The organism is Sphingomonas citri (assembly GCF_019429485.1).
Taxonomy (GTDB): Bacteria; Pseudomonadota; Alphaproteobacteria; order Sphingomonadales; family Sphingomonadaceae; genus Sphingomonas; species Sphingomonas citri.
Map to the genome: position 1 here is coordinate 1 of NZ_JAHXZN010000007.1, position 21,438 is coordinate 21,438.

General features: G+C 65.2%; 15 protein-coding genes, 1 pseudogene and 1 riboswitch. Of the genes and pseudogenes, 10 read left to right on the forward strand and 6 right to left on the reverse strand.

Going from position 1 to position 21,438, the window contains the following annotated elements; all coding sequences use genetic code 11:
- From KZ820_RS16330 to KZ820_RS16340, 3 genes are all read right to left on the reverse strand, one after another.
- Window positions 1–236: RNA polymerase sigma factor (locus KZ820_RS16330; protein WP_308462257.1), on the reverse strand; the 236-nt coding region annotated here is incomplete at its 3' end.
- A 1-nt stretch (window position 237) separates the two neighbouring features.
- Complete coding sequence (locus KZ820_RS16335; protein ID WP_007406255.1) at window positions 238–1,677, reverse strand: YncE family protein; 1,440 nt, start codon at window positions 1,675–1,677, stop codon at window positions 238–240.
- 1 nt (window position 1,678) lies between these two features.
- Window positions 1,679–2,044, reverse strand: a complete 366-nt coding sequence (locus tag KZ820_RS16340) for a DUF305 domain-containing protein (RefSeq protein ID WP_219994278.1) — start codon at window positions 2,042–2,044, stop codon at window positions 1,679–1,681.
- A gap of 163 nt (window positions 2,045–2,207) precedes the next feature.
- Window positions 2,208–2,284, forward strand: a riboswitch (Fluoride riboswitch).
- A gap of 23 nt (window positions 2,285–2,307) precedes the next feature.
- On the opposite strand from KZ820_RS16340, the gene KZ820_RS16345 reads away from it, so the two are divergent.
- From KZ820_RS16345 to KZ820_RS16355, 3 genes are all read left to right on the forward strand, one after another.
- Entirely contained in the window at window positions 2,308–3,666 is a 1,359-nt protein-coding gene (locus KZ820_RS16345) for a voltage-gated chloride channel family protein (RefSeq protein ID WP_219749678.1), read from the forward strand.
- Window positions 3,623–4,075 (forward strand): DUF190 domain-containing protein, encoded by a 453-nt coding sequence (locus KZ820_RS16350; protein WP_204200589.1) that lies wholly within the window; start codon window positions 3,623–3,625, stop codon window positions 4,073–4,075. Before KZ820_RS16345 ends, KZ820_RS16350 begins: the two co-directional genes overlap by 44 nt.
- Before the next feature lie 141 nt (window positions 4,076–4,216).
- Complete coding sequence (locus KZ820_RS16355) at window positions 4,217–4,783, forward strand: recombinase family protein (RefSeq protein WP_219749680.1); 567 nt, start codon at window positions 4,217–4,219, stop codon at window positions 4,781–4,783.
- Between the two features lie 111 nt (window positions 4,784–4,894).
- On the opposite strand, the gene KZ820_RS22015 is transcribed toward KZ820_RS16355, so the two are convergent.
- The 3 genes and pseudogenes from KZ820_RS22015 to KZ820_RS16365 all read right to left on the reverse strand — a co-directional run bounded on the left by KZ820_RS22015 (window position 4,895) and on the right by KZ820_RS16365 (window position 6,224).
- Window positions 4,895–5,047, reverse strand: a complete 153-nt coding sequence (locus KZ820_RS22015; RefSeq protein WP_308462265.1) for a transposase — start codon at window positions 5,045–5,047, stop codon at window positions 4,895–4,897.
- Window positions 5,045–5,288, reverse strand: a pseudogene (locus KZ820_RS22020) (transposase); the annotation flags it as partial. The gene KZ820_RS22015 and the pseudogene KZ820_RS22020, both read right to left, overlap by 3 nt.
- Before the next feature lie 495 nt (window positions 5,289–5,783).
- On the reverse strand, window positions 5,784–6,224 hold the full coding sequence (locus tag KZ820_RS16365; protein ID WP_219749683.1) for a hypothetical protein: 441 nt from the start codon (window positions 6,222–6,224) through the stop codon (window positions 5,784–5,786).
- 303 nt (window positions 6,225–6,527) lie between these two features.
- On the opposite strand from KZ820_RS16365, the gene KZ820_RS16370 reads away from it, so the two are divergent.
- From KZ820_RS16370 to KZ820_RS16400, 7 genes are read left to right on the forward strand one after another with little or no spacing between them, the layout of a single operon-like run.
- Window positions 6,528–7,742, forward strand: a complete 1,215-nt coding sequence (locus tag KZ820_RS16370; protein WP_219749684.1) for a cysteine desulfurase family protein — start codon at window positions 6,528–6,530, stop codon at window positions 7,740–7,742.
- Window positions 7,739–8,656 (forward strand): DUF4007 family protein, encoded by a 918-nt coding sequence (locus KZ820_RS16375; protein ID WP_219749686.1) that lies wholly within the window; start codon window positions 7,739–7,741, stop codon window positions 8,654–8,656. Before KZ820_RS16370 ends, KZ820_RS16375 begins: the two co-directional genes overlap by 4 nt.
- On the forward strand, window positions 8,653–11,820 hold the full coding sequence (locus KZ820_RS16380; RefSeq protein ID WP_219749688.1) for a hypothetical protein: 3,168 nt from the start codon (window positions 8,653–8,655) through the stop codon (window positions 11,818–11,820). Before KZ820_RS16375 ends, KZ820_RS16380 begins: the two co-directional genes overlap by 4 nt.
- Window positions 11,817–12,641, forward strand: coding sequence for a phosphoadenosine phosphosulfate reductase family protein (locus KZ820_RS16385; RefSeq protein WP_219749690.1), 825 nt, complete (start codon window positions 11,817–11,819; stop codon window positions 12,639–12,641). The genes KZ820_RS16380 and KZ820_RS16385 overlap by 4 nt, the downstream gene beginning before the upstream one ends.
- A complete protein-coding gene (locus KZ820_RS16390) occupies window positions 12,638–14,482 on the forward strand; it encodes a hypothetical protein (RefSeq protein ID WP_219749691.1) in 1,845 nt (614 codons plus the stop codon). The genes KZ820_RS16385 and KZ820_RS16390 overlap by 4 nt, the downstream gene beginning before the upstream one ends.
- A gap of 4 nt (window positions 14,483–14,486) precedes the next feature.
- Window positions 14,487–16,118, forward strand: a complete 1,632-nt coding sequence (locus KZ820_RS16395; protein WP_219749693.1) for a hypothetical protein — start codon at window positions 14,487–14,489, stop codon at window positions 16,116–16,118.
- Entirely contained in the window at window positions 16,099–21,438 is a 5,340-nt protein-coding gene (locus KZ820_RS16400) for an FtsK/SpoIIIE domain-containing protein (protein WP_219749695.1), read from the forward strand. Before KZ820_RS16395 ends, KZ820_RS16400 begins: the two co-directional genes overlap by 20 nt.

Here is a 21,438-nt window from a genome sequence, read left to right on the forward strand (position 1 = left end):
GGAACCGCCGTACCTCGCCGGCTATGCTGCCGCTGATGATCGACCAACAAATTGTGCAGGATCGCATAGACCCACGGGCGGACCTCCGCACCCCGTCGCTGTCGCCAGCGCCCGACCGCGCGCTCCAGGCAATCCTGCACCACGTCATCCGCCATCACCCGGTCGCGCAACCACGACCGGGCATAGCGGCGCAGCCCGGGGATCAGCGGTTCGATCGCGGCGGCAAGCGGGTCCATCTCAGTCGCGCTGCACCTGCACGATGCGCCCCGGCGCGCCGTTCACCACCTCCGCAACCGCCAGAAAGCGCCGGGGTGTCGCGGTGCTGCCCTGAACGATCTGGCGGATCGGACCCGATGCGTTGACGATCGCCGCACCTGCCGGGTTGCTCATGAAGTTCGCAAGCGGCTCTACAGCGCCGCTGCCGTCCGCATTGGCGGTCAGTACGAGCATGTAAGGCTTCTTGGGCTGCAAACCGGTAACGGCACTCTGCACGACCTGAATGATGCCCTGGTCGAAGAGGGTGATGCTGCTTGCCGTACCTTTGCCGCCAATCGGCCCCATGGTCAGATGCAGCGCCTTGCCCGCTGTGCCGAGCGGCTGGAGATTGTCGGTGCCGGGGCCTGTCGGAACTGCGTTCGACACATAGGCGATCGCCTGCGGTGCCTGTCCGACCGGCACGGTAGCGACGACCGTGTTGCCGGCAGTGTCGATCGCGGCCAGCTCATCGGAATTCTCTAGCCCGACATAAACGCGCCGGCCGTCGCCCGATGGCCAAACACCGTGCGGCATCTTGCCGACCGGAATTGTTGCCACCGGCGTGAAGTCGGACGTGCGGAACACCTTGACCACATTCTCTCCGCCGACCGTCACATACGCGAACTGCCCCTTGGCCGTGCGGGCGAAATTGACATGGTTCGTGATAGGCCCGGTATCCAGCACCTTCAGGATCGCGAAGGGTGGCCGAGCATCGAATGCGACCGTCTTGCCGATGTCCTTCAGCGTAAACCACACTTGCTTGCCGTCCGGCGTCGCGGCGATGTTGGGGCAGAAGGGGCTTGGCTGCGCCACCTGTCCGACCTGCGCGTGGGTCGCGACATCGAACACAGCCAATACCGGATTGAACGAAGAGCAGACATAGCCGTACCGGCCATCGGGAGAGAAGATCGTCATGCCCGGACCACCGGGCGTCTTGATGCGCCCCGTCTCCTTGTACGTCGTGGGGTCGAGCACGGCGATATAATCCTCGCCGCGGACCGTGACCCACACCTCCTTGCCGTCCGGCGTGAAGAACGCCTCGTGCGGACTGCGCCCGACATAGGTCGTGTGCTTGACGGTGTTGGTGGCGGTGTCGATCCACGACACGGCGTTCGATCCGATCGACACGACCGCCAAGGTCTTCCCGTCCGGCGAGAAGCCCAGGCCGTGAACCAGCACCTGTCCCTTGTAGAGCGGGGAGAAGTTCATCGGCTGGGGATCGCCGAGTTTGATGACGCCGAGCAGCCGGTTGTCGGCCGGGTCGGTCACCGACACCGTGTTGGAGAATTGTTCAGACGCATAGACGCGGTCGCGGTGGCTGACGGGCATGTCCTTAGCGTTCCACGGCGCCTGCTGGGCCATGGCGAGGCCCGGTGCGGCGCTCATCAGCAAGGCGGCCGAGCGCAGGATGGTCCGGATCATGTCAGTGCTCCATAGGGCTATGGTGGTCGCCGCCCTGCGTCGGGGCTGGCGTCGAAGGCGGTAGCGGCTGGCCGATCGCCAGCTTCATGGCGGCGATCTCCTGCTGCTGATCGATGATGATTTCCTGCGCGATGCGCTTGAGCTGCTCGTTATGGCCGTAGCGCAGCTCCGCCACCGCCATATCGATGGCACCCTGATGATGCGGAAGCATCATCGCCACGAAGTCGCGGTCGACGTCACCGGACGGCTTGACCATCATGCCCGCCATCATCCGGTCCATCGCGACAGACATCATGGTAGCGTAGCCATCGGCGGGGGCGGCCGCGACTGCGCCGGTAAGTAGGGCCGAAGCCGTCAGACCCAGCATCCAATCTCGTCTACGCATAAGCCTCCAGCGCATCGGTCTCGAAAGCGTAGACGATGCTCGTCGGGGTTTATTCCGTGGCCAAAGCCATTTTATCGGTCCTCACCAAAATGATAGTCTCATGCTTCTGCGGTTGGTTGACCGGGTCGCGGTCGGACAGCATATGCGCAGGCACGGCGATGGATTTCCGCCGGGCCATTCGGTCGAACCGCCCTCGCAAGGGCCGATGATTCCTACCAGGCGCCGCAAGGCAGCAAGGAGGAATCGTGCGCGCGACATTTCGCAATCTCTATGACCAGTTCAACATGGCAGCGTTCATTCGCGATCGCCGCACCCATGCCACGTCGGTACTGCGGTGGGCTTTGATCCTGGTCCCGATGGCCGCAGCGGTGGGAACGCTCTGCGCGGCCTTCCTGCGGAGCCTCGACACCGTAACCCGGCTTCGCTTCGCCTTTCCCTGGCTGCTCTACCTGCTGCCGATCGGCGGGTTCGTGGTCGGACTGCTCTACCATCTGACAGGGCGCTCGGTCGAAGGCGGCAACAACCTCATCGTCGAGCAAATCCACGAACCGGGGGGCGGCGTGCCGCTGCGCATGGCTCCGCTCATCTTCTTCGGCACGGTCGTGACACATCTGTTCGGGGGATCGGCGGGACGTGAAGGCACCGCCGTGCAGTTGGGCGGCAGTCTTGCCAGCGGGTTTGGACGCGCGCTCAGATTGGATGCGGAAGCGACACGCACCCTCCTTATGACCGGGATCGCGGCTGGGTTCGGCGCGGTCTTCGGGACGCCGATTGCGGGCGCGGTCTTTGCACTGGAGGTGCTGGCGATCGGTCGGGTCGAGTATCGCGCGCTGGTGCCATGCCTGGTCGCGGCGCTGGTCGGTGACTGGACCTGTCTTGCCTGGGGCATTCATCACGGCGTCTACCATGTCGATGCGCTGGTGCCGGTCGACGCGCTGCTCGTCGCCAAGGCCGGTGTCGCCGGCATTGCCTTCGGTCTGACCGGGCTGACCTTTGCCGAGGCCAATCACGCGCTGGGCGGATGGTTGAAGCGCGTGATCCCCTATGGCCCACTACGACCCGTTATCGGCGGGCTGGCCGTGATTGCGCTGGTCTGGCTGCTCGGAACCCGCGACTATCTTGGCCTGGGTACGCTCGCCGCGACACCGGACAGCCTGACCATCGCCAGCTTCTTTGGTCCCGATACGCACTCGTGGAGCTGGGCGCTGAAGCTGCTCTTTACCGTCGTGACCCTGAGCGCGGGCTTCAAGGGGGGCGAGGTCACGCCGCTGTTCTTTATCGGCGCGGCGCTCGGCAATGCGCTCGCGCCGATGTTCGGAGTACCGTCGGGGCTATTCGCAGCGATCGGCTTCGTCGCGCTGTTCGCGGGCGCGGCCAACACACCGCTGGCTTGCACGTTCATGGGGATCGAGTTGTTCGGCGCGGCCTATACGGTGCCGATCGCAGTCGCGTGCTTCGTCGCCTACCTCTGCTCAGGCCACAACGGCATCTACCTGTCGCAGCGCGTCGCTGTGCCAAAGGTACCTGCCGCACACCTCACACCCGACGCGACCCTGCGCGATGCCCGCACGCACCGCGCTTCTCGCCGGCGCACGCGCGCCTGATCCTGTTTCCTGTCGAAAGCCCGTCATGCCCAATCGTTTCACCGTCCATCACCGCGAAGTCGGGATGCTGCGCATCTATCTGAAACCGTCCGACAAGATCGGCCCGCGTCGCTTCTGGGGGGCAAAGCCGCTCTATCGCGAGCTGATTCGCACCGCGAAGGCGGACGGCATCATCAACGCCGTCGCGCAAAATACCCATTACGGCTTCAGCAATCACGAACCGATCCGGGAGAACGGCTCGGAAATTGCCGATCCGCATCTGACGATCTGTGTCGAACTGGTCGGCGATCGCGATCAGCTCGACCTCTTCTGTCGCCGGCATGGAGATCTGATCGGCGACAAGGTGATCGTCTACAAACGACTGGAGCATTGGACTATCACGCGCAAAACTGAGCTAACCAGAGCCTGATCGGCGTTCCCGTAAAGGAACCTCCAACGGGACGGCCGACACCGACACAAAAATCCGCTGTATTCCCGCCGGGGCTTTCCCAAAATATGTTCCCGAAATAGGAGTCCCGAAATAGCTGTTTGAGATGGGATAACGGGACTCATGCTGGTTGGTTATGCGCGTGTCTCGACCTCCGATCAGGACCTGACGCTACAAACCGATGCGCTGACCAAGGCCGGCTGCGAAAAGCTGTTCACCGACAAGGTGAGCGGCGCGAAGCTGAACCGGCCCGGTCTGACCGAAGCTCTCAACTTCGTGCGGGCCGGTGACACGCTGGTGATATGGAAGCTCGATCGCCTTGGCCGATCGATCGGGGGCCTGATCGAACTGGCGGCGGACTTGTCCGCTCGCAAGATTGATTTCCGATCGCTGACGGACGGGTTCGACACGGCCACCCCATCGGGCCGGCTGCTGTTTCATATCCTCGCTTCCGTCGCGGAGATGGAGCGCGAACTGATAAAGGAACGGACGATCGCCGGATTGGCAGCGGCACGGGCAAAGGGCGGCACGGGCGGAGGCCGCAAGTCGGTCATGACGCCCGACATGCTCGACACAGCCCGCAAGCTGCTCAAGGCCGGCGACAAACCGGCGAAGGTCGCGAAGCTGCTACAGGTCGGCCGTTCTACCTTCTATCGCCATTTCCCTGCGGCCGAGCGCGAACTTGGCTAATCGGTGTCAGAAGATCGTCGCGTAGTAGGATTGCTCGAACCGGCCCCGGCTGATCCGGGCCATGTGGTCGATCCGTTCCGGCACCGGGGGCGGGCGGCGGGTCCGTGCCGGTCATGCGTCGGGGTGGGCCAGCAGCACGAGGTTGGCAATGGCCGCACCCAACAAAAACTCTTCCTCGGCACCGCGCTGGCCGCGAAGGCGCAGCCGGGTAAGCCCCCGCTTACTCTTCGCATCGGCAAAGACCCGCTCAACGCCCCGACGCACCCGCGCGTCGAGCAGCAATCGGCAGAACCAGCGATAAGCGAGGTTGAAGCAGACTTCCTCGCACAGCCGGCGCTCCGACGTGATGGCATAGAGGCGAGCGATCAGCGCCATGCGGACCAGCAATTCAGGCGCGATTGAGGGACGCCCACGGCGACTGTAATGAGGGGGCGAGCGCATCGCGCAGTTCACCCAGGTCGATCAGCCCGTCTATCCTGCGTAGGATATGATCGGCGGGGATCATCGCGCAAGCGCCCGCCACCTTGTACCCTTGCCGCCTCGCTGCTGCTTGCCCATCATGGCCGCTGCTCCCGATGTATCGAAGCAGGGAACCCGTCAGGAACGTGATCGGCTCACCCGGCCTTTTTCAACAGCCCCGAGCGTCCGCGTGACATATTGAGATAGCACCGGAACCAGGCGCCTTTCTGTCACTTAACCTGTCACTCCGGCTATGTCGCGTCAACGTCGTCACGGCATGATTGTGTGACAGCAGGGGGCATAGGGTCAAGATGGTCGCCCAAATCCTGTCTTCGGCGCAGTTCGCGGCGCTGTTCGATCTACCGTCAGACCTCGCCGCGATCGAACGGTTATACACGCTCGGCCCCCAACGATCTGCTCGAGTGCTTCGGCAAAGGCACCCGCCCATTGGATCGACTATGCGGTGCAATTCGGTCATCTACGACATCCCGGAGGGCGACCCGGCTATCAGCCATGCCGTTCCAAAAGGGAGCTTACCGGCTCACTCTGCCGCTATCGGCCGATCGATGGATCCGAGGACATCGGGCTCGATCCTCTCGAGGACGAATGTGCCCTCCACCTCGTCCAATTCGATGACTTTCATCTTTAGGTCCGGCTGTACGAAAGACCGCAGGATGGATCTCGGGGTTACGACCTTGTCCTTCGCGATGGCCAAAATGACATGAACCCTCCCATTAAGCTGATCGCGCGCATAGACGAGGTTGTCGATCAACTCGACAAAACCAGGCCGTGAACGCCATTCGCCCGGTCGATCTGTTTTCCAGCTCCGGTATGTCCGACCGCCATCCTCGAACCGATCCTGCCAGAGGGTGACGGCGACACGGAGGCCGTCGGGGCTGCGTCCAGACCAGCTCCAGCGCGTGTTCCTCGGCACCACGCCATAGAATTCGAATGTCTCGGTATGACTCAGTCGCTTCGGCATGTCGCATCCCTTCACCTCAGCATAGGCATGCCCTGCGGCTCGGCAACCGGCGCCTGATCAGCCTGTGCATGCCGGTTCAATGCGCGAGGATTTAGCCCTTGGATGTCCGGACTGCATGAGGCGGCCCAGCTAGTCTTTTTGCGTTGACGAAGGCACCAAACTTACGCTTCAAGGAACACAATAGGAACACCTCGCTCCTTGAGGTTCCATCATGCCTGATGGCAGCTATTCGTCACCTGCGCCAGATCGCTTGGCGGGCCGCAGGGGGCCAACCTATAAGCGGGTCTGAGATGGGGAAGCACGATGTTCGGCAATGTCTTGAGCAAGGAGGAAATGGGCTGCGCGAGCCCTGATCCGACGCGCCTGGCGGAGGTGGGATTCATCAACCTGGATGCGAACGCTAATGCACCAGTCACACGACGCGTGACCGACGCGGTAATGGCGGGGCTCGTCGCCGGAACGAATCCCTCCAGTGGTCATGCCGGAGGAGCCGAAGCGCGCGCTACTATCACGCGCGCGAGAGACGCGGTTTCCTTCTTAGCCGAGGGCGTGTTCGATGACGGCGTGGTCTTCACATCGGGCTGCACGGAGGCCAACAACACCGTGCTGCACGCCGCCCGGACGCTGCAAGCTACGTTGATCACGACGGCAGTCGAGCATCCGTCCGTGCTATCCCCCTCGGCGGCGCTTCAGCGTGACGGGGTCTCCCTGATTCGATTGTCGGTCGGTGGGGACGGCTTGATCGCATTCGATGAGTTAGAGAAGCATCTCCACTCGACTTCCGGCCCGATCATCCTCTCGGTGCAGACCGCGAACAGCGAGACGGGCGTCGTCCAACCCATCCACGAAATCGCATGCCTCGTCGCCAAGCGCGGCGACATTCTCTTCCATACGGACGCAGCACAATCGTTCGGCAAGCTGCCGCTGGTGCTTGGCGACGGCGGCGCGCATGCGGCAAGCGTCTCCGCCCACAAGCTGCACGGCCCAATGGGCGTTGGGGCCATCCTGCTGTCTGATGGCGAGGACCGCGTCTACCCGCTGCTGCACGGGGGCGATCAGGAAGGTCGCAGGCGTGCTGGAACTGAAGCCTTGCCGCTAATCGCCGGGATGGGGGCGGCCTGCGCGGAGCGCGCGGAGCAGCTGGACGCCGATGTCGACAAGATGCGGATGCTTCGCGACCGCCTGGAAGCCTCCATCGTGGCCAGAGTGGACGGCGCGGCTGTGAATGGCATAGGATCCCCACGGCTGCCCAACACGACGAGCATCCGCTTCGAGGGTCGCGACGCGATGGAGATAGTGGCGCGTCTGGACGCGCTGGGTATCCTCGTCTCGCAGGGTTCCGCCTGCTCCAGCATGCGTCCGAGACCCTCGCACGTGTTGATCGCCATGGGGCTGACCGAGGCTCAAGCGTTCTCCACGGTTCGCCTGTCCACCTCCCCGCTGAACACCGTGGATGAGATCGACCGGGCGATCGCCGCCTTTGAGCGCGTCTGCCGAGAAGTGAGTAGAGCACGATGAGCAAGCCCATCCGCTTCCAGTATGGAGGCCACGCCACTTTCCCGGTGCGATACGGCTGGCTCCCGAAGGGCGTCGGCCGCCTGGTGCGCGACGGCACGTTCGTCGCCAACACCGAGACCGCGGACGAGCTCGGGCTCGGATCGAAGATGGTGGACTCGCTCGGCTACTGGCTCGACGTGACCGGTCTCGGCGACCAGCGCGACAACGCGCGCGGCCCGATGCTGGCCAGCGAGCTCGCGCTGTCGATCCAGCAGAACGATCCCTTCTTCGAATACCCGGGCACGTGGTGGTTCCTGCACCTAGCCATGGCGCGACGCGAGGGGACTGTTTGGTCGTGGTTCTTCAACGACTATCACGACCGGATTTTCGACCGCATCGCTTGCATCGACGCCTTCCTCCAACACACCCGGAGCCACGCGATCCGCCCGGCGACGCCGGCGGCGGCACAGCGCGAGATTGCCTGTCTTATCAGCTCCTACGGGGCGCGCCCTGGTGTCGATGTGGTGGATCCGGATGACGTCGGCGCCTGCCCCCTGCGCGAACTCGGACTTTTAATCCGCCATGATGCGGTCAACCGCTTCGAGCGGACCAGGAACCCCCACGCCGTCCCCATCGAGGCGTTCCTCGCCTCGGCCAGCCTGCTGGCGGCCGACATGGAGAAGTCGGCGCTGACACTCAGGGATCTGGCGTCGGCCCGGGGTGGGCCTGGACGAGTGCTGTGCATGGGACTGGATGCCATCGAGGAGATGGTTGGAGAGATCGGGAGGAGGCGGTGGGACGACGGGATTGGCGTGGAAACGTCCGCAGGCGAGCGGCAGCTGGTCCTCGCTCCGCGCGCACCCGCATCCTGGCTAGGCGAGCTCTACGAGCGGATCGAGACCTCGAAGACGGCGGCGAAGGCGAAGGCGGCGTGATCGAGGACAACTTCTTCCGATCTATGAGCCTTGCCGAGGATCTCGGCGAGCCGAGCCGCTTTAGTCATTATCGCCCGACCCGTCGCGCCGCGGCCGTACTCGGCGCTGTGTTGCAGCCCAACGCCGCGACGATGGTCATCGCGCCGTATGGCAGCGGTAAGAGCCTTGCCGCAGGCGTCGCGGCCCTCGCCGTACGCAACGGCGAAGCCGACCGGCAGGTCGTTGCCAGCATGGTCGACGCAGTCGACGATCTGGCGCCGGAGATCGGACACCAGATCCGGGATCGACTGGACTCGCGTCGCCGGGGCTTGGTGGTTGTGCTCTCCGGTTTCGAATCCGATCCTTTGGCAGTGATCGCGAGGTCGGCGGGGATGGCCAAGGCACCGCAGACCGTGGAGGGCTTCGGGAAGGCGTTCCGCGAAGGCGGATGGGATCACGTCTCGATCATCTGGGACGAGTTCGGGCGCCATCTCGAAGGCCTGGTCGGCGAAGGCCGGCCCGACGAGCTCGACATCCTGCAGCGGCTGGCCGAGCGATGCGTCCGGGCGAGCGGTCCGACGATGAGCCTGACGCTGCTGCTACACCAGAACCTGCTGGCTTACGCCGCTCGCCTTAACGAGACGACGCGCAGCGAGTGGCGCAAGGTCGAGGGTCGCTTCGCCGCGGTTCGCATGGTCGAGGACAGCCAGGAGATCTACCAGCTGATCGCACATGTTGTTGGAGGCCTCCGTCCAACGGCGTCGAAGGAGAAGACGCCGCCCGGGGTCATCGACAAGGTGCGCGCGGCGCGTTGGCTCGACGACATGGCCGACAATGCGAAGGTCGCACAGGTGCTCGCGGACGCGCGTCCGCTGACTCCGGGCGCCCTGCAGATCCTGCCCACGCTCGTCGCCCGTGTCGGCCAGAACGAGCGCAGCCTGTTCGCCTTCCTGCGCGAGACGGACCTCAACGAGACGGTCGGGATCGAGGAGGTCTACACCGCCTTCGCTGACGCGCTGCGCAGCGATGTCGGCATCGGCGGCGCCTACAGACGGTGGCTGGAGACGGAGAGCGCGCGCTCCCGCGCGCATAGCCCGCTCCAGCGTGAGGCGCTCGCCGCCGCATGTGTGCTCCAACTGGGGACAAGCGGCGAAAGGCGCCGGCTGCCCCGGTCCGTGCTGGAGCTGGCGCTCCTGCGGCCCGAAACCGGGCCGGCGGAGATCTCGAAGGCGATCGACGATCTTCTGGAGGCCAACCTCCTGCTCTGGCGGCGTCACAACGACGACGTGGCGGTGTGGCATGGCGCCGACATCGACGTCTCGCTCCGCGTGAAGGAGGAGCGCGAGCGGCAGGCGATCGGCTTCGACCTCCAGAGCTTCCTTGAGGAGCGCTTCCCGGCGCCGAACCTGCGCACGCCTGGCCATAACGCCCGCTATGGCGTGAACCGCTTCTTTGCCGGTGGCTATGTCGCGGCGGCGGACATCGACGGGCTGCAGGAGAGCGCCGTGCCGCGGGTCGAGTACGTCCTCGCCCGGAACCAGAGTGAAATCGGGGTCGCAACCGCTGCGGCCCGCAGGATGGAACATGAGGGCACGATTCTCGTGATCCCGTCGAGGCCCGTCGAGGTCGAGAGCGCGGCGGTCGAGGTGCTCGCACTGGAGGCGCTGCGCGCGGATCGGGACTTCCTCGCCAGCGATCCCATGGTTTCGACCGAACTGGACGAGCTGGAGTCGGTTGCCTTCGAGCAATTGGCTGCGCTGATGCGGTCGCTTCTCGACCCACGGGGCGGGAGCGCGACCTGGTGGTCGGCAGGCGAGCGGCTGCCTGTATCCGGGGACCGGCCCGCATCGATGGCGGCCTCGCAGCTGCTGGACAACTGGTATGGGCTGACGCCCGCGATCGCGAACGAGCAGCTGATGCGCGAACATGCGTCGCGCACGATGCAGACGGCCCGTGTTCGTGTGGTCGGCGCCATTCTCGAGCAGCACGCGCGAGAACGCCTCGGCTATGGACCGGACGACAAGAGCGCCGAGGGCTCCATATATCGCACGGTGCTAGAACGGACCGGGCTTCACCTGCAGGATGGTGCGAACTGGCGCTTCGCAGATCCTGACGAGATCGAGGAAAAAGGACTGCATGCCGCCTGGCTGGAGATCGCCCATTTCTTCCGTGACCCGACCACGTCGCGCGGCAAGTCGCTCACCGGACTGATCAACACGCTTACCGGACGGCCCAACGGCGTGCCGAGGGCCGTGCTGCCCATTCTCATCGCGGCGGGTTACAAGCGCTTTGCCCGGACGGTCGCCCTTTACCAGGACGGTGTCTACCTTCCTGACCTGCTCGGCTTCCAGTTTGATCAACTCGTCACCGCGTCAGATTCAATCGCCGTCCGCGTCGAACAGCCCGAACTGAAGCTGATCAATTACCTGCGCGAGCTTTCCTATGCGTTCAGCCACGAGCATCCCAAAGCCGACGACGAACTCTTCCGCACGGCCTTCGACGCAATCGCCCGCTGGCGGATGGCGGTCCCCGAAGGATCCAAGCGAACCCAGAAGCTGGACGCGTCCGCGAAGGCGCTCCTGCGTGCCATCGACGGCAGCAAGGATCCGGTCGACCTTCTGTTGACCGGCATCCCCGGGGCCTTTGGCGCCAAGGGGCCAGACGGTGCCATCATCAGCACACTGGAAAGGGCTCGCAAGAGGATCGACGGTCTCGCCGACGAGTTCGCCGAGGAGGCGATGCAGACGGTCGAGGAGGCGTTCCGCGCCGGAGGCGACCAGTCAAGCCTGCTCGACGCAGTCCGCGGTTGGGCGACATGCTTCGACGCCACGGCCATGGACGAGCGCGGCGATCTGAGGATCAGCGACAAGGCGGTTCTGCGCAAGGCAGTCGAGACGGCCAACGGCCGCTTCTCACCCAAGTCGTTTGCCGCATCGCTGAGCTCGATCCTCCTTCAGCGCAGCCTGGACAAGTGGGACGACCGCACCGCCGTGCAGTTCCGTGCGGCGCTCCGGGAAACGCGGGAACGCATCGAGGCCGCAGCGCTCGACACGGCAGAGCCAAAGGAAGATCTGCGTCCGATCATCTTAGCAAAAGTTAATGAGTTGAACCTACTACTTGCCAAGATTGATCAGCTGCCCGAAACATCGGGGCCGGGGTTCAAGAGGCAGGGGGGAGCGCGATGACCATATCGATTGCCCATATCGACGAGGCGATCGCGGATAAGGACGCGCGGCACATTGTTCCCGTGTCTGGAGGAAAGGACTCGTCTGCGCTCGCGGTCTACCTTCGCCAACGCAATCCCGAGGTGAAGTTTGAGTACGTCTTCTCAGACACTGGCGTCGAGCTTCCCGAGACGTACGATTATCTTGACCGGCTTGAAAACGTGCTGGGGATAGAGATCCACCGTGTGTCGGCGATGGACCTCTTCGACGTGCCGGAGAAGCCAGGCCGGACCGCTTTCGACGTCGCGCTCTTCGAGCACTTCGCCGGCTTTCTTCCCAGCCCGCGAGCGCGTTGGTGCACGCGGGTCATGAAGATTGCGCCCTTCGAGCGCTTCGTCGGAACGGACAGGGCCTACTCCTACATCGGCATCCGCGCTGACGAAAATCGATCGGGATACCTCGGCACGGGCACAGCGGGTGCGAAGCCGGTCGTCATCTCGGAGCGCCCGAACATCACCCCGGTCTATCCATATCGCGACGACGCGATCGACATCGCCGAGGTGAGCCGCATTCTCGACAGCGCGGGCATCGGACTGCCGGATTATTACGAGTGGCGCAGCCGGTCGGGATGCTATTTCTGCTTCTACCAGCAGATCGGCGAGTGGCAGGGTCTGAAGGAGCGGCACCCCGAACTCTACGAGCGGGCCAAGCGCTACGAGACGATCAAGCGCGGCCGCCAGTACACATGGGTCGACGGTCGGTCGCTCGACGATGTGGAGCGGATGCCGCGCCGCACGGTGCGCGCCAAGAGCGAGGACGGCTGCGCCGTGTGCCACCTGTGACGCAGACCGACAACCAGCTGGTCGACTTCCTGCGGACGTTCGGTCCGATCGCTACCTCGGACAGCCTCTGCGACGAGAATGTGCGCCAGGCCGAGCGGACCTACGGCGTCCAGGGCATCACGACTCCGGCGGCCCGGCTCGACGACGTCAAGCGCACGCTGCTGGATGACGGGCTGAACGTCATCCTCACTGGCACCGCGGGGGACGGGAAGACCTTCCACATCCGGCAGTTCTTCATGGAGCGGTTCCCAGGACGCGAGGCGGAATGGCCCGGCGAGGCCGGCGTGCTGTCGCTCGAACTCGCGCCAGGGCGCGAGCTCCGCATCATCCGCGACCTCAGTGAGATCTCCGACACGGAAAAGGAGGCTGAGCTGGAAGCGCTCTCCGCGGCGCTCCTTGGGCAAACGCCCGAAAGGCTCTACCTCGTCGCCGCCAACGACGGGCAGCTCCTGAAATACTTCCGCGACGCCGCCCAGAGGCCAGGGGCGGCCGCGAGTTCGCGGCGTCTTCAGCAGAGCATCGCCAAGATGCTCCGCGAGGAGCGCGAGGATCTCGTCGGTCTCTCCCTGCGCCTTTTCAACCTGAGCCGGACGTGGAGCGAGAAGGTGGTCGACGGCATCTTCGATGCCGTGCTCGAGCATCCGGGCTGGGGAGCGTGCGACGCATGCCCCTCGTCCAACGGCGGCAATCCCTGCCCAATCCAGCTCAACCGCGCGCTGCTGCTCGACGGCGGGGATGCGCCATCGTCTTTCAGAAACCGCATCCGCCAGTCGCTCAGGTTGGCCGCCGCAAACGACCAGCACGTGCCCATCCGACAGCTGCTGGTCCTGGTGGTCAACATACTGCTCGGTGATGCCCGCAATCCGGACCGGCCGCTCCTCGACTGCGCCACCGCGCGCAAGCGGGCGGCCAAAAAGGAATACGGGTGCACCAACCCCTACAACAACGCAGCGGGCCTGAACCTCCGTCCCGAGCGCCGGCGCGCGAACCGCGTGTTCAACGTCTTCGAGCTTCTTGGCGTCGGCTACGAGACGAACAACCTGATCGACGCGATGCTCGTGCAGGGAGAGCCCAAGGCGCTGCACGACATGATCTTTGAGCAGGAGCCGACGTACGGGATCGACTTGTTCACGCCGCATCGGAAGACCTATTTCGCGCTGGGTGGGGCCGAGACCGGCGTCGTCCGGGAGTTCCGCTCTGCGCTGGAGACGCAGCGGCGGCGGGCGTTCTTCCGGCTGCCCGAGAAGCCGCCACTGGAAGCAGCCAGCCCCTGGCGGCTGACGATCTTCCAGCATGGCGGCGAGTACCTCGACCTGCTCGATGCGCTGATCAGCAAGAAGGGCAAGGAGGTCATCGACCCGTTCACCCGTCAGCTCGTCCGCGGGCTGAATCGCGCGTTCAGCGGCATGATGACGAACGACGAGGACCGGCTCTGGTTCGCGGGCACTATCGGCCGAACTGACGACCCCTCGGGCCGCGTGTCGACGATCAGCGGCGTCGACCGCGTGACCACGTCGGGGGTGAGCGTGCGGCTGACGCTCGATCCGGTGACCTGCCGACCGACGCTCGGGATCGCGCTCCCGAAGTTCATGTCCGGGCCGCCAATCCGATCGCTCGAGCTCCGTCCGCTCCTGTTCGAGTACCTGATGCGTGTCGCGAACGGCAGTCTCCCCGCCAGCTTTTCGCGGCAGTGCCAGCAGGAGATCCGGCACTTTGCGCTCAGCACCACATCGTCGCTGCGCGCCATGTTCGACGAGGAGGACGAGAACGGGCGCGAGGCGGTGCGCATCCTCGGGCTCGGCAGCAACGGCGAGATCCAGCCCAGCGTGATCGAGGTCTGACGATATGGCTGCCAAAAACCACCACCTGCAGCTCGCCGAGGGCGCCATGCGCGTTCCCGAGACCCAGAAGATGGGCAGCGTGAAGCTGTGGTGCGAGTACGCGATCTGGGGGCTGCTCTTCTACGACGACCAGTCGCCGTGGCTCACCCTGACCGAATGCCTGCACATCTGCTTCGACCGCAAGCGCAGAAGCCTGCCCATCTTCGAGGGCGTCAAACAGGTCGAAGGCCCCCAGCACGAGACCGTCGCCTACGGCATCCCGCTCAACAACCAGCTGCGCCACCTCCTCTTCCGGGACAAGGAGATCTCCCGGATCGCGTCAGGCAAGGCCGCGGACGACAAGGCGAAGTGGTCGGCTTGGTTCGCCACCGTCGACCGCGACTACGAGGGCCTGGAACTGCGTAACCTGCAAGCCAGCTTCGACAACTTCCAGGCGATGGCTCGTAGCGTGGAGCTTCTCCGCACGTCGGAGATCGAGGCGTTTACCAGTAAGCGCTGGACGTCGCGCCACGTGCTGCCGCTCGGCAGCGCAATGGTGTTCCCGGATGTCAACTCGGACAACTCGCTTGACCGCAAGTTCATGCGTCGTACGGGCGAGATGCTCTACCTGATGCTGAATCGGTCGAGCCGGGCCGGAGAGGTGGAGGCGCTTCTGGATGCGCGGCTTCTCGGCACGAACAGCGTCTGGAACCGTCTCGCCGGACGGCTCGCCGGGCCGGACAGCGACGCGGACGCGAACACCACGATTGGCTACCTGCCGATGCCCACCCATCGCTCTTACGACCGACTGGCTGACGACTGGGTCGCGCTTCTGTCGCTGTCGAGCATACCGGTCGAGAACGTGCTCGATCCGCTGGAGCGGGTCAGCGGGCTGATCCAGGCGCTCTACATTCTCGAGCGCGCGCAGGACACGGTCGGTGACGGCGTGGCCCTGCCTCCCTTCTTCCTCGACGTGGTCGGGGCGACCGGCAACAACGCAATCCGGAAGCTGTCGTCCAACCAATACAAGCGGCACCGGACGCTGCCGTTCGAGGCGGCGGAGAGCTTCATCGACGCGTTCGCGGCATCGGAAGAGTGGAAAGCGGTGCTGGCCAGCGACGCAGGGCGCAAGGAGGCCGCGGACCTGCTCGCTAAACGGTTCTTCTGGTCGCCGCAGCGAAACCCAAACCCCGACACCATGCCCTCGCCCGAGAACCAGCTCGCCGAGCTGAGGGCCGACAGTCAGCGTGCCAAGGGGCACCACATCGGCGCCACCTTCCACAATCACGTCAAGCAGATCGGCCTTCTGCGCACTGCGCGCCGTGCGGGAACGTGGTACGCGCCGAACGACGCTTTCCTCGAGGCGCTCGTGCTCGCGAACGTGACCACGCCGATGGAGTTCGGCGACTTCCTCGATCTGATCATGCGCCGGTACAACATCGTCGTAGGTCCCGAGGAGACCCGCACGGCGTTCCAGATTACCTCGGGCGCGCTGCCGGCTCCGCTGGCGGACCTCAAGGAAAACGAGCGACGCCTGGAGGAGCGCCTCCGCGTCCTCGGGTTCGTCGACCGCAAGTCCGACGACTGCGCGTTCGTGGTCAACCCCTTCCACGACGTCGAACAAACGGCAGGAACCGATGAACTTGTCCACGCATGAACTGATCGGCCGCGTCGCGGCCCGACGCCTGCGAGAGGCGACCGAGGACGTGCAGGACCGGGCGTTCTTCTGCGTCGTGGGACTCGAGAAGCCCGTCGTCAGCGCCATCGCGCGCCACGTGGCGAACTCGACCATGCCTACCGGTCAGGTGCAGATGTTCATCCATCCGCGCTTGGTCGAGGGCGACGTGTCACCCGCGACCGTCTCCGACCAGACCGCGCCCTGGCACCGCAACCACGCCACGGAGGGCGTGCGGCTCACTGTGTGCACGGTCCCGGCTGACATGGTGAAGGCGACGGAGCCGACCCTCTCACACAACTCGAAGATCGACGAGGCCTGGCTGCTTCAGGATCCGCTGGCCTGGGCGATCGAGGGTCTTCCGATGGCGTCGGAGACGATCCGGGAGCAGGTGGCCATAGCCTTGAAGGGAACGCTCGCCGCCGGCGCCGCGCACGACGTCGTCACGATTGCCGAGTTCGTCGAGCGAGTCGGCGCGCAGATCGGCGGGACGCAGGGGCTCGCGCCGGAGAAGGCGGTCCGCGCGGCGCTCCCCGCACTTCGTCTTCCCCGGAACGGCGGCGATCCCCGGCTCAAGCTCACCGACAGCGTCGAGAACGCGACCAAGTTCTTCCGCGGCGCCTTGGACGAGGCGCAGCCCGCCCTCTACCTCAAGGCCCGGGACGGCGATCCGCTGAACAGAACCGAGCTGAAGCGACGTCTGGAGCAGATGGAGACGGAGAACGCCCTGCCGGCCGACGTCGTGATCAAGCTAGGCGCGCTGCTCGCCGACCGAGCGGTTCGCGATGGCGGCTGGACGACCACACAGGCCGAGGTCGCCGAACTCGGCTGGGACGCGATCGAGCCCTTCTTCACCGACGCCAAGCGCAAGGTGAAGCCGAACTTCGGCCTTGAGACGCAGCAGTTCCTGGACGCGCAGTTCCCCAACGCCCTCAAGCCGTCGGAGCAGCAGCTGCTTACCGACCTGGTCAAGGACACGGCGAAGCCGTCCGACGACATCGACAGCTTCTTCGCCGACCACCGCGCCCGGCTCGCAACCGACCCGAAGCTGTACAAGCGCTGGGAGCGGCTCGTCTTTCGGGCGCCGGTAGAAGCGCGGGACCTCACCGAGGGTCTGCTGAAGCTGGCGCACAGGGCGGTGCCTGAAGGCGACGACGCCGATCAGGAGGATGCCGACCGGGTCCTGGTGGTGCGCCTCCGCGGCGGCGAGCAGATGGACTTCTGGCAGCGCGACAAGAACACCCGCGTCCTGCGGTTCCTCCGCGACCGATACCGCGGGCTGAAGGAGATGCTGGAACCCGAGGCGATCCTGGACTTCGGCCGCTGCTGGACGGTCGACTGGGACGCCGTAAAGGAGGACAATTCCTCGCGCAGCAAGGAGGCGGTGGAGCTCGAGTTCGAGGCCTTCCTCGTTTCCGCGGACAAGCTGGACGCCGTGCTGGGCAGCACCTCGGCGAAGCCGCAGGCGCAGCGCGCGCAACTTGTTTGGAAGCCCGCGCCAGAGGCGCTGGGTCTTTCGTTTCCGCAGGATCTGCGCCGGATCCGGCCGCAGCTGCCTGAGGACGCGACTCGGCTCCTCACTGGGCACATTCAGCAGAACCGCTCGGCGCGCGGCACGATCGGGGCGTCCATCAACCTCGCCGAGCGCGCCAGCATCAACGACGCGTTCAACCAGAGCGACGGGCTGCTGGCGAACGACGGCCGGGCCGAGTTCCGGATCGACCAGTCGTGGCCAACCGCCCTGGACGAGATCCGGGGAAATGGCGTGCTCACCCCCGACCGGGCAGACAAGATCGCTCAGGCTTTCGCGGCCTTTCACGGCTCCTACGGTGCCGCCCTGGAAGACCTGCTTCGCGGCGAGGGAATCGGCTCGGACGAGCTGATCACCCAGGCCGAGAGATACGGCGACCTTCTCGACGCCGTGCTCGACAACGCGCCCGAGGAGGTCTCGATCAGGAACCTGCTCGCCCCGCTCACTAGCATCGGGGTTATCTCGATCGAAGGGGAACGCCCCGCAGCCCTGCTGACCGCCTGGCACCCGCTGCGCCTCGCCGAGATCGGGGCGAAGGCACGTCAGCTCGCCGATGCGGTCAAGCAGGTCGTGACCAGCTCGGGCGGCAAACGCGCCAGCGTCGAGGACTTCGTCAACGATCGTGCCGCGTCGCTGACGCGCACTTACTACGGCGACGTCGCCGTGCTGCAGGAACACGACGACCACCTCCTCGCTGAAACGGATTCGCTAGCTGACTGCTCGTTGCTGGAGACCGTGTCGGGCACCTCGCACCACGGCCTGACCGATGAGCCCGCCGACGGGGCCGTGACCGCGTTCGAACGGGTGGGCGACGAGTATCTGAAGCTCCGTCCACACGAGCGCGCCAACTTCAGCGTCGTCATCCTGAACGCCGATTCCGAGAACCTGCCGCTGGCGATGGCCAATGGATTGGCGCGCCGGATTGAGGACGATCCCGAAATCCGCTGCGAGCTCGTCGTGACCGACGACGACACGGAAAGACTGCGCCAGGTTTACGAGCGCCAGAACCGCCGCATCAGCCACGAGATCGACACCAGCCTGGCGAGCGAGGCGGCCCGGAACTTCCTGTCGCGGCTCAGGGTCGGCATCTTCAGCCCGGACACGCTCACCCGGGAGAGCGGGCTCAAGGCCAACGACATCGTGCTCCTGCAGGACGTGATCTCGCGAAGCAGTCGTGTGCGGTGGACGCGCGGAGAGATGCCCGACAGTCGCATGACCCTCGACACCTATGTTCCCACCTCCAGGTCCAAGCGCCGGCCCTTCAAGAAGGGGAACACCACCTCGGCGCTCTACCTGACCGCGCCGCGCCAGCCAGCTGCCGGACGCGCGTACGTCGACGCGCTGCGCGCCGTCGCGACCCGTGATGCCGTCCGGCATTCCGAGCCGTGGCTTCCGGTTCAGGAGGTCGAGTTCATGTCGGGCGACGTGGCCGAGGTTCTCGCCAAGGCTCACGCCCTCGGCCACTGGGTCATGACCTTCGACCGGGTCGCGGACCGTCGGCTCGTATCCACCGACGAGCGGCGGATCATCAAGTACTTCAGCGTGCCCGGCTCCACGCACAACGTGATCGTCTCCGCCGAGATCTCCGAGCAGGAACTGGGTGACTGCCTATCCAGCGGCCTGGACGTGATCCTGCCCGACGCGGACGACTCGACGCGGGCGAAGCTGCGGAGGGAGATCTTCATCCGGGCCTCGCGCCTGTCCGGCGGCGTCGTGATGCGCGGCGCACAGTGGTCGAACTACGCGAGCGAACTGATGGGGCTGGTGCTGACCCAGCGCGAGCTCGAGCGCATGCTCGCGGTCGGACGGGAGAACCGCACCGGATGGTTCTTCCTCGACGACTATAGAGGATGGCTCGACCTGAGCGGGGAAATCGCGGACATCATCGCCATCGACTTCTCGGTCGGCGCGTCGGGGCCCGAGATCCGCATCGTCATCGCGGAGGCCAAGTATGTCGGTCAGGACGCCCTCATGGAGCAGCGTAAGAGGTCGGCCGGCCAACTCGAATCGACCTTCGCCGCGCTCAGCCACCGCCTGCTCGACACCGACGCGACGATCGATCCCGCCATCTGGCGCAACAGGCTCGCAGACATGGTCCTGGAGCACATGGACCCGTTCGACCAGGTGGGCGGCATCACACAGGACCAATGGCTCGAGGGCCTTCGGTCGGGCGACTATCCCATCACCGTCGATGGTCATTCCGTCGTCTTCAGCCACGAGCTGGACGCCGTCTACGAGCAGATGCCTAAGCTGCCGGACGAGGACCGGCCGCTCGCCAACAGGCGTCGCCTCGCCCAGTGGGTGTTCGCCCGCTCGACCACGGCATCGGCGCTGCGGAACCTGATGGAGCCCTCGGCAACCCCGCTACTCTCAGTTCCCGCCGGATGGCCCAGCATGAACGTGGGCGAGCCCGGGTCGGCTGAAGCCGGGCAGCAATTGCTCGCGGACGACATCGGCAGCGTCGAGAACGAGGGCCCGGCCGTCGCGTCGGCCAGTGACTCGGAGGAGCTGGCCGCTGTCTCCACGACCGAAACGGTGCGGACGGTAGATGATGCTAAGGCACCGGCCGCCGCGGCGCCGCCCTGGAGCGCGGAGATCCACGCGGTGCTTGCGGCCCAGAGCCAGAGGCGGAACGAGGAGAAGGCGGAGGCCTGGCTTGCAGAGCAGATCGCCGCGCTTCGCAGCGCCCTGCAGGAGGAAGGGGTCGACGCGCCGATCCTCGACCAGCGGCTTACGCCGAACACCGGCCTTATCTATGTTGGCGGCCGGACCCTCACTGTCGGCTGGCTCGAGCGAAGGCAGACAGATCTGCTGACCCGCTACGGGCTGGATATCATCCGGGTGACGCCGATGCCCGGACGGATCGCCATCGGGCTACGTCGCCCCGCGCGGGCCATCCTGCATCTCGCCGACGCATGGCTCAGGCGGGTGGATGCGCCAAGTGGGACCGCACAGAGGGCCGCGCCGCTCCTAGGAGAAAAGGAGGACGACGGCAGTCTCTGCTATCTGCCGCTCGGCGCCGAATACGACGGCCAGGAGCGAGCGGCCCCACACAGCCTCATCTCGGGCACGACGGGCAGCGGCAAGGGCATCCTGGTCACGAACGTGCTCCTCGACCTCTGCGCACTGAATGCGCCCGAGGACCTGGAGCTTTACTTGATCGATCCGAAGCGAGGCGTCGACTACGCGTGGGCGCGGCGCCTCCCGCACCTGCGCGGCGGCATCATCGACAACCAGGAGGACGCCAAGGCGCTGCTCGCCCGGCTCGTCACCGACATGGATGAGCGTTACGAGGAGATCAGCAGGGAGGGCGTCCGTAACATCGATCAATACAATCGGCGGGTCGGTTCCGGCCGTCGCATGCCACGTATCGTGATCTTCTTTGATGAGGTCGCCAACTGGATGCAGGACGACAACTTTAAGGATGTAGTCGACGGTTTGATCAACAAGATTGCGACCAAGTCGCGGGCGGCGGGCTTCCACCTCTTTATGATCTACCAGCGGGCCGACAATCAGGTCATGACAATGCAGCTGAGGACGAACTTGGGCAACAAGCTCATCCTCCGACTGGGGGACGAGGGAAGCTCTAAGATCGCGCTAAACGAGAAGGGCGCGGAACGGCTGCTCGGCAAGGGACACCTAATCGCCAAGCTGGATACTGACGAGAAAACGTACCTGCAAGTGCCATATATCGGCGACGATGAGGTTGAGGATCTGGCCGAAGCCGTGATCGCGACATGGTCAGAAGCCCGACAGGAGGCCGCGGAGTAG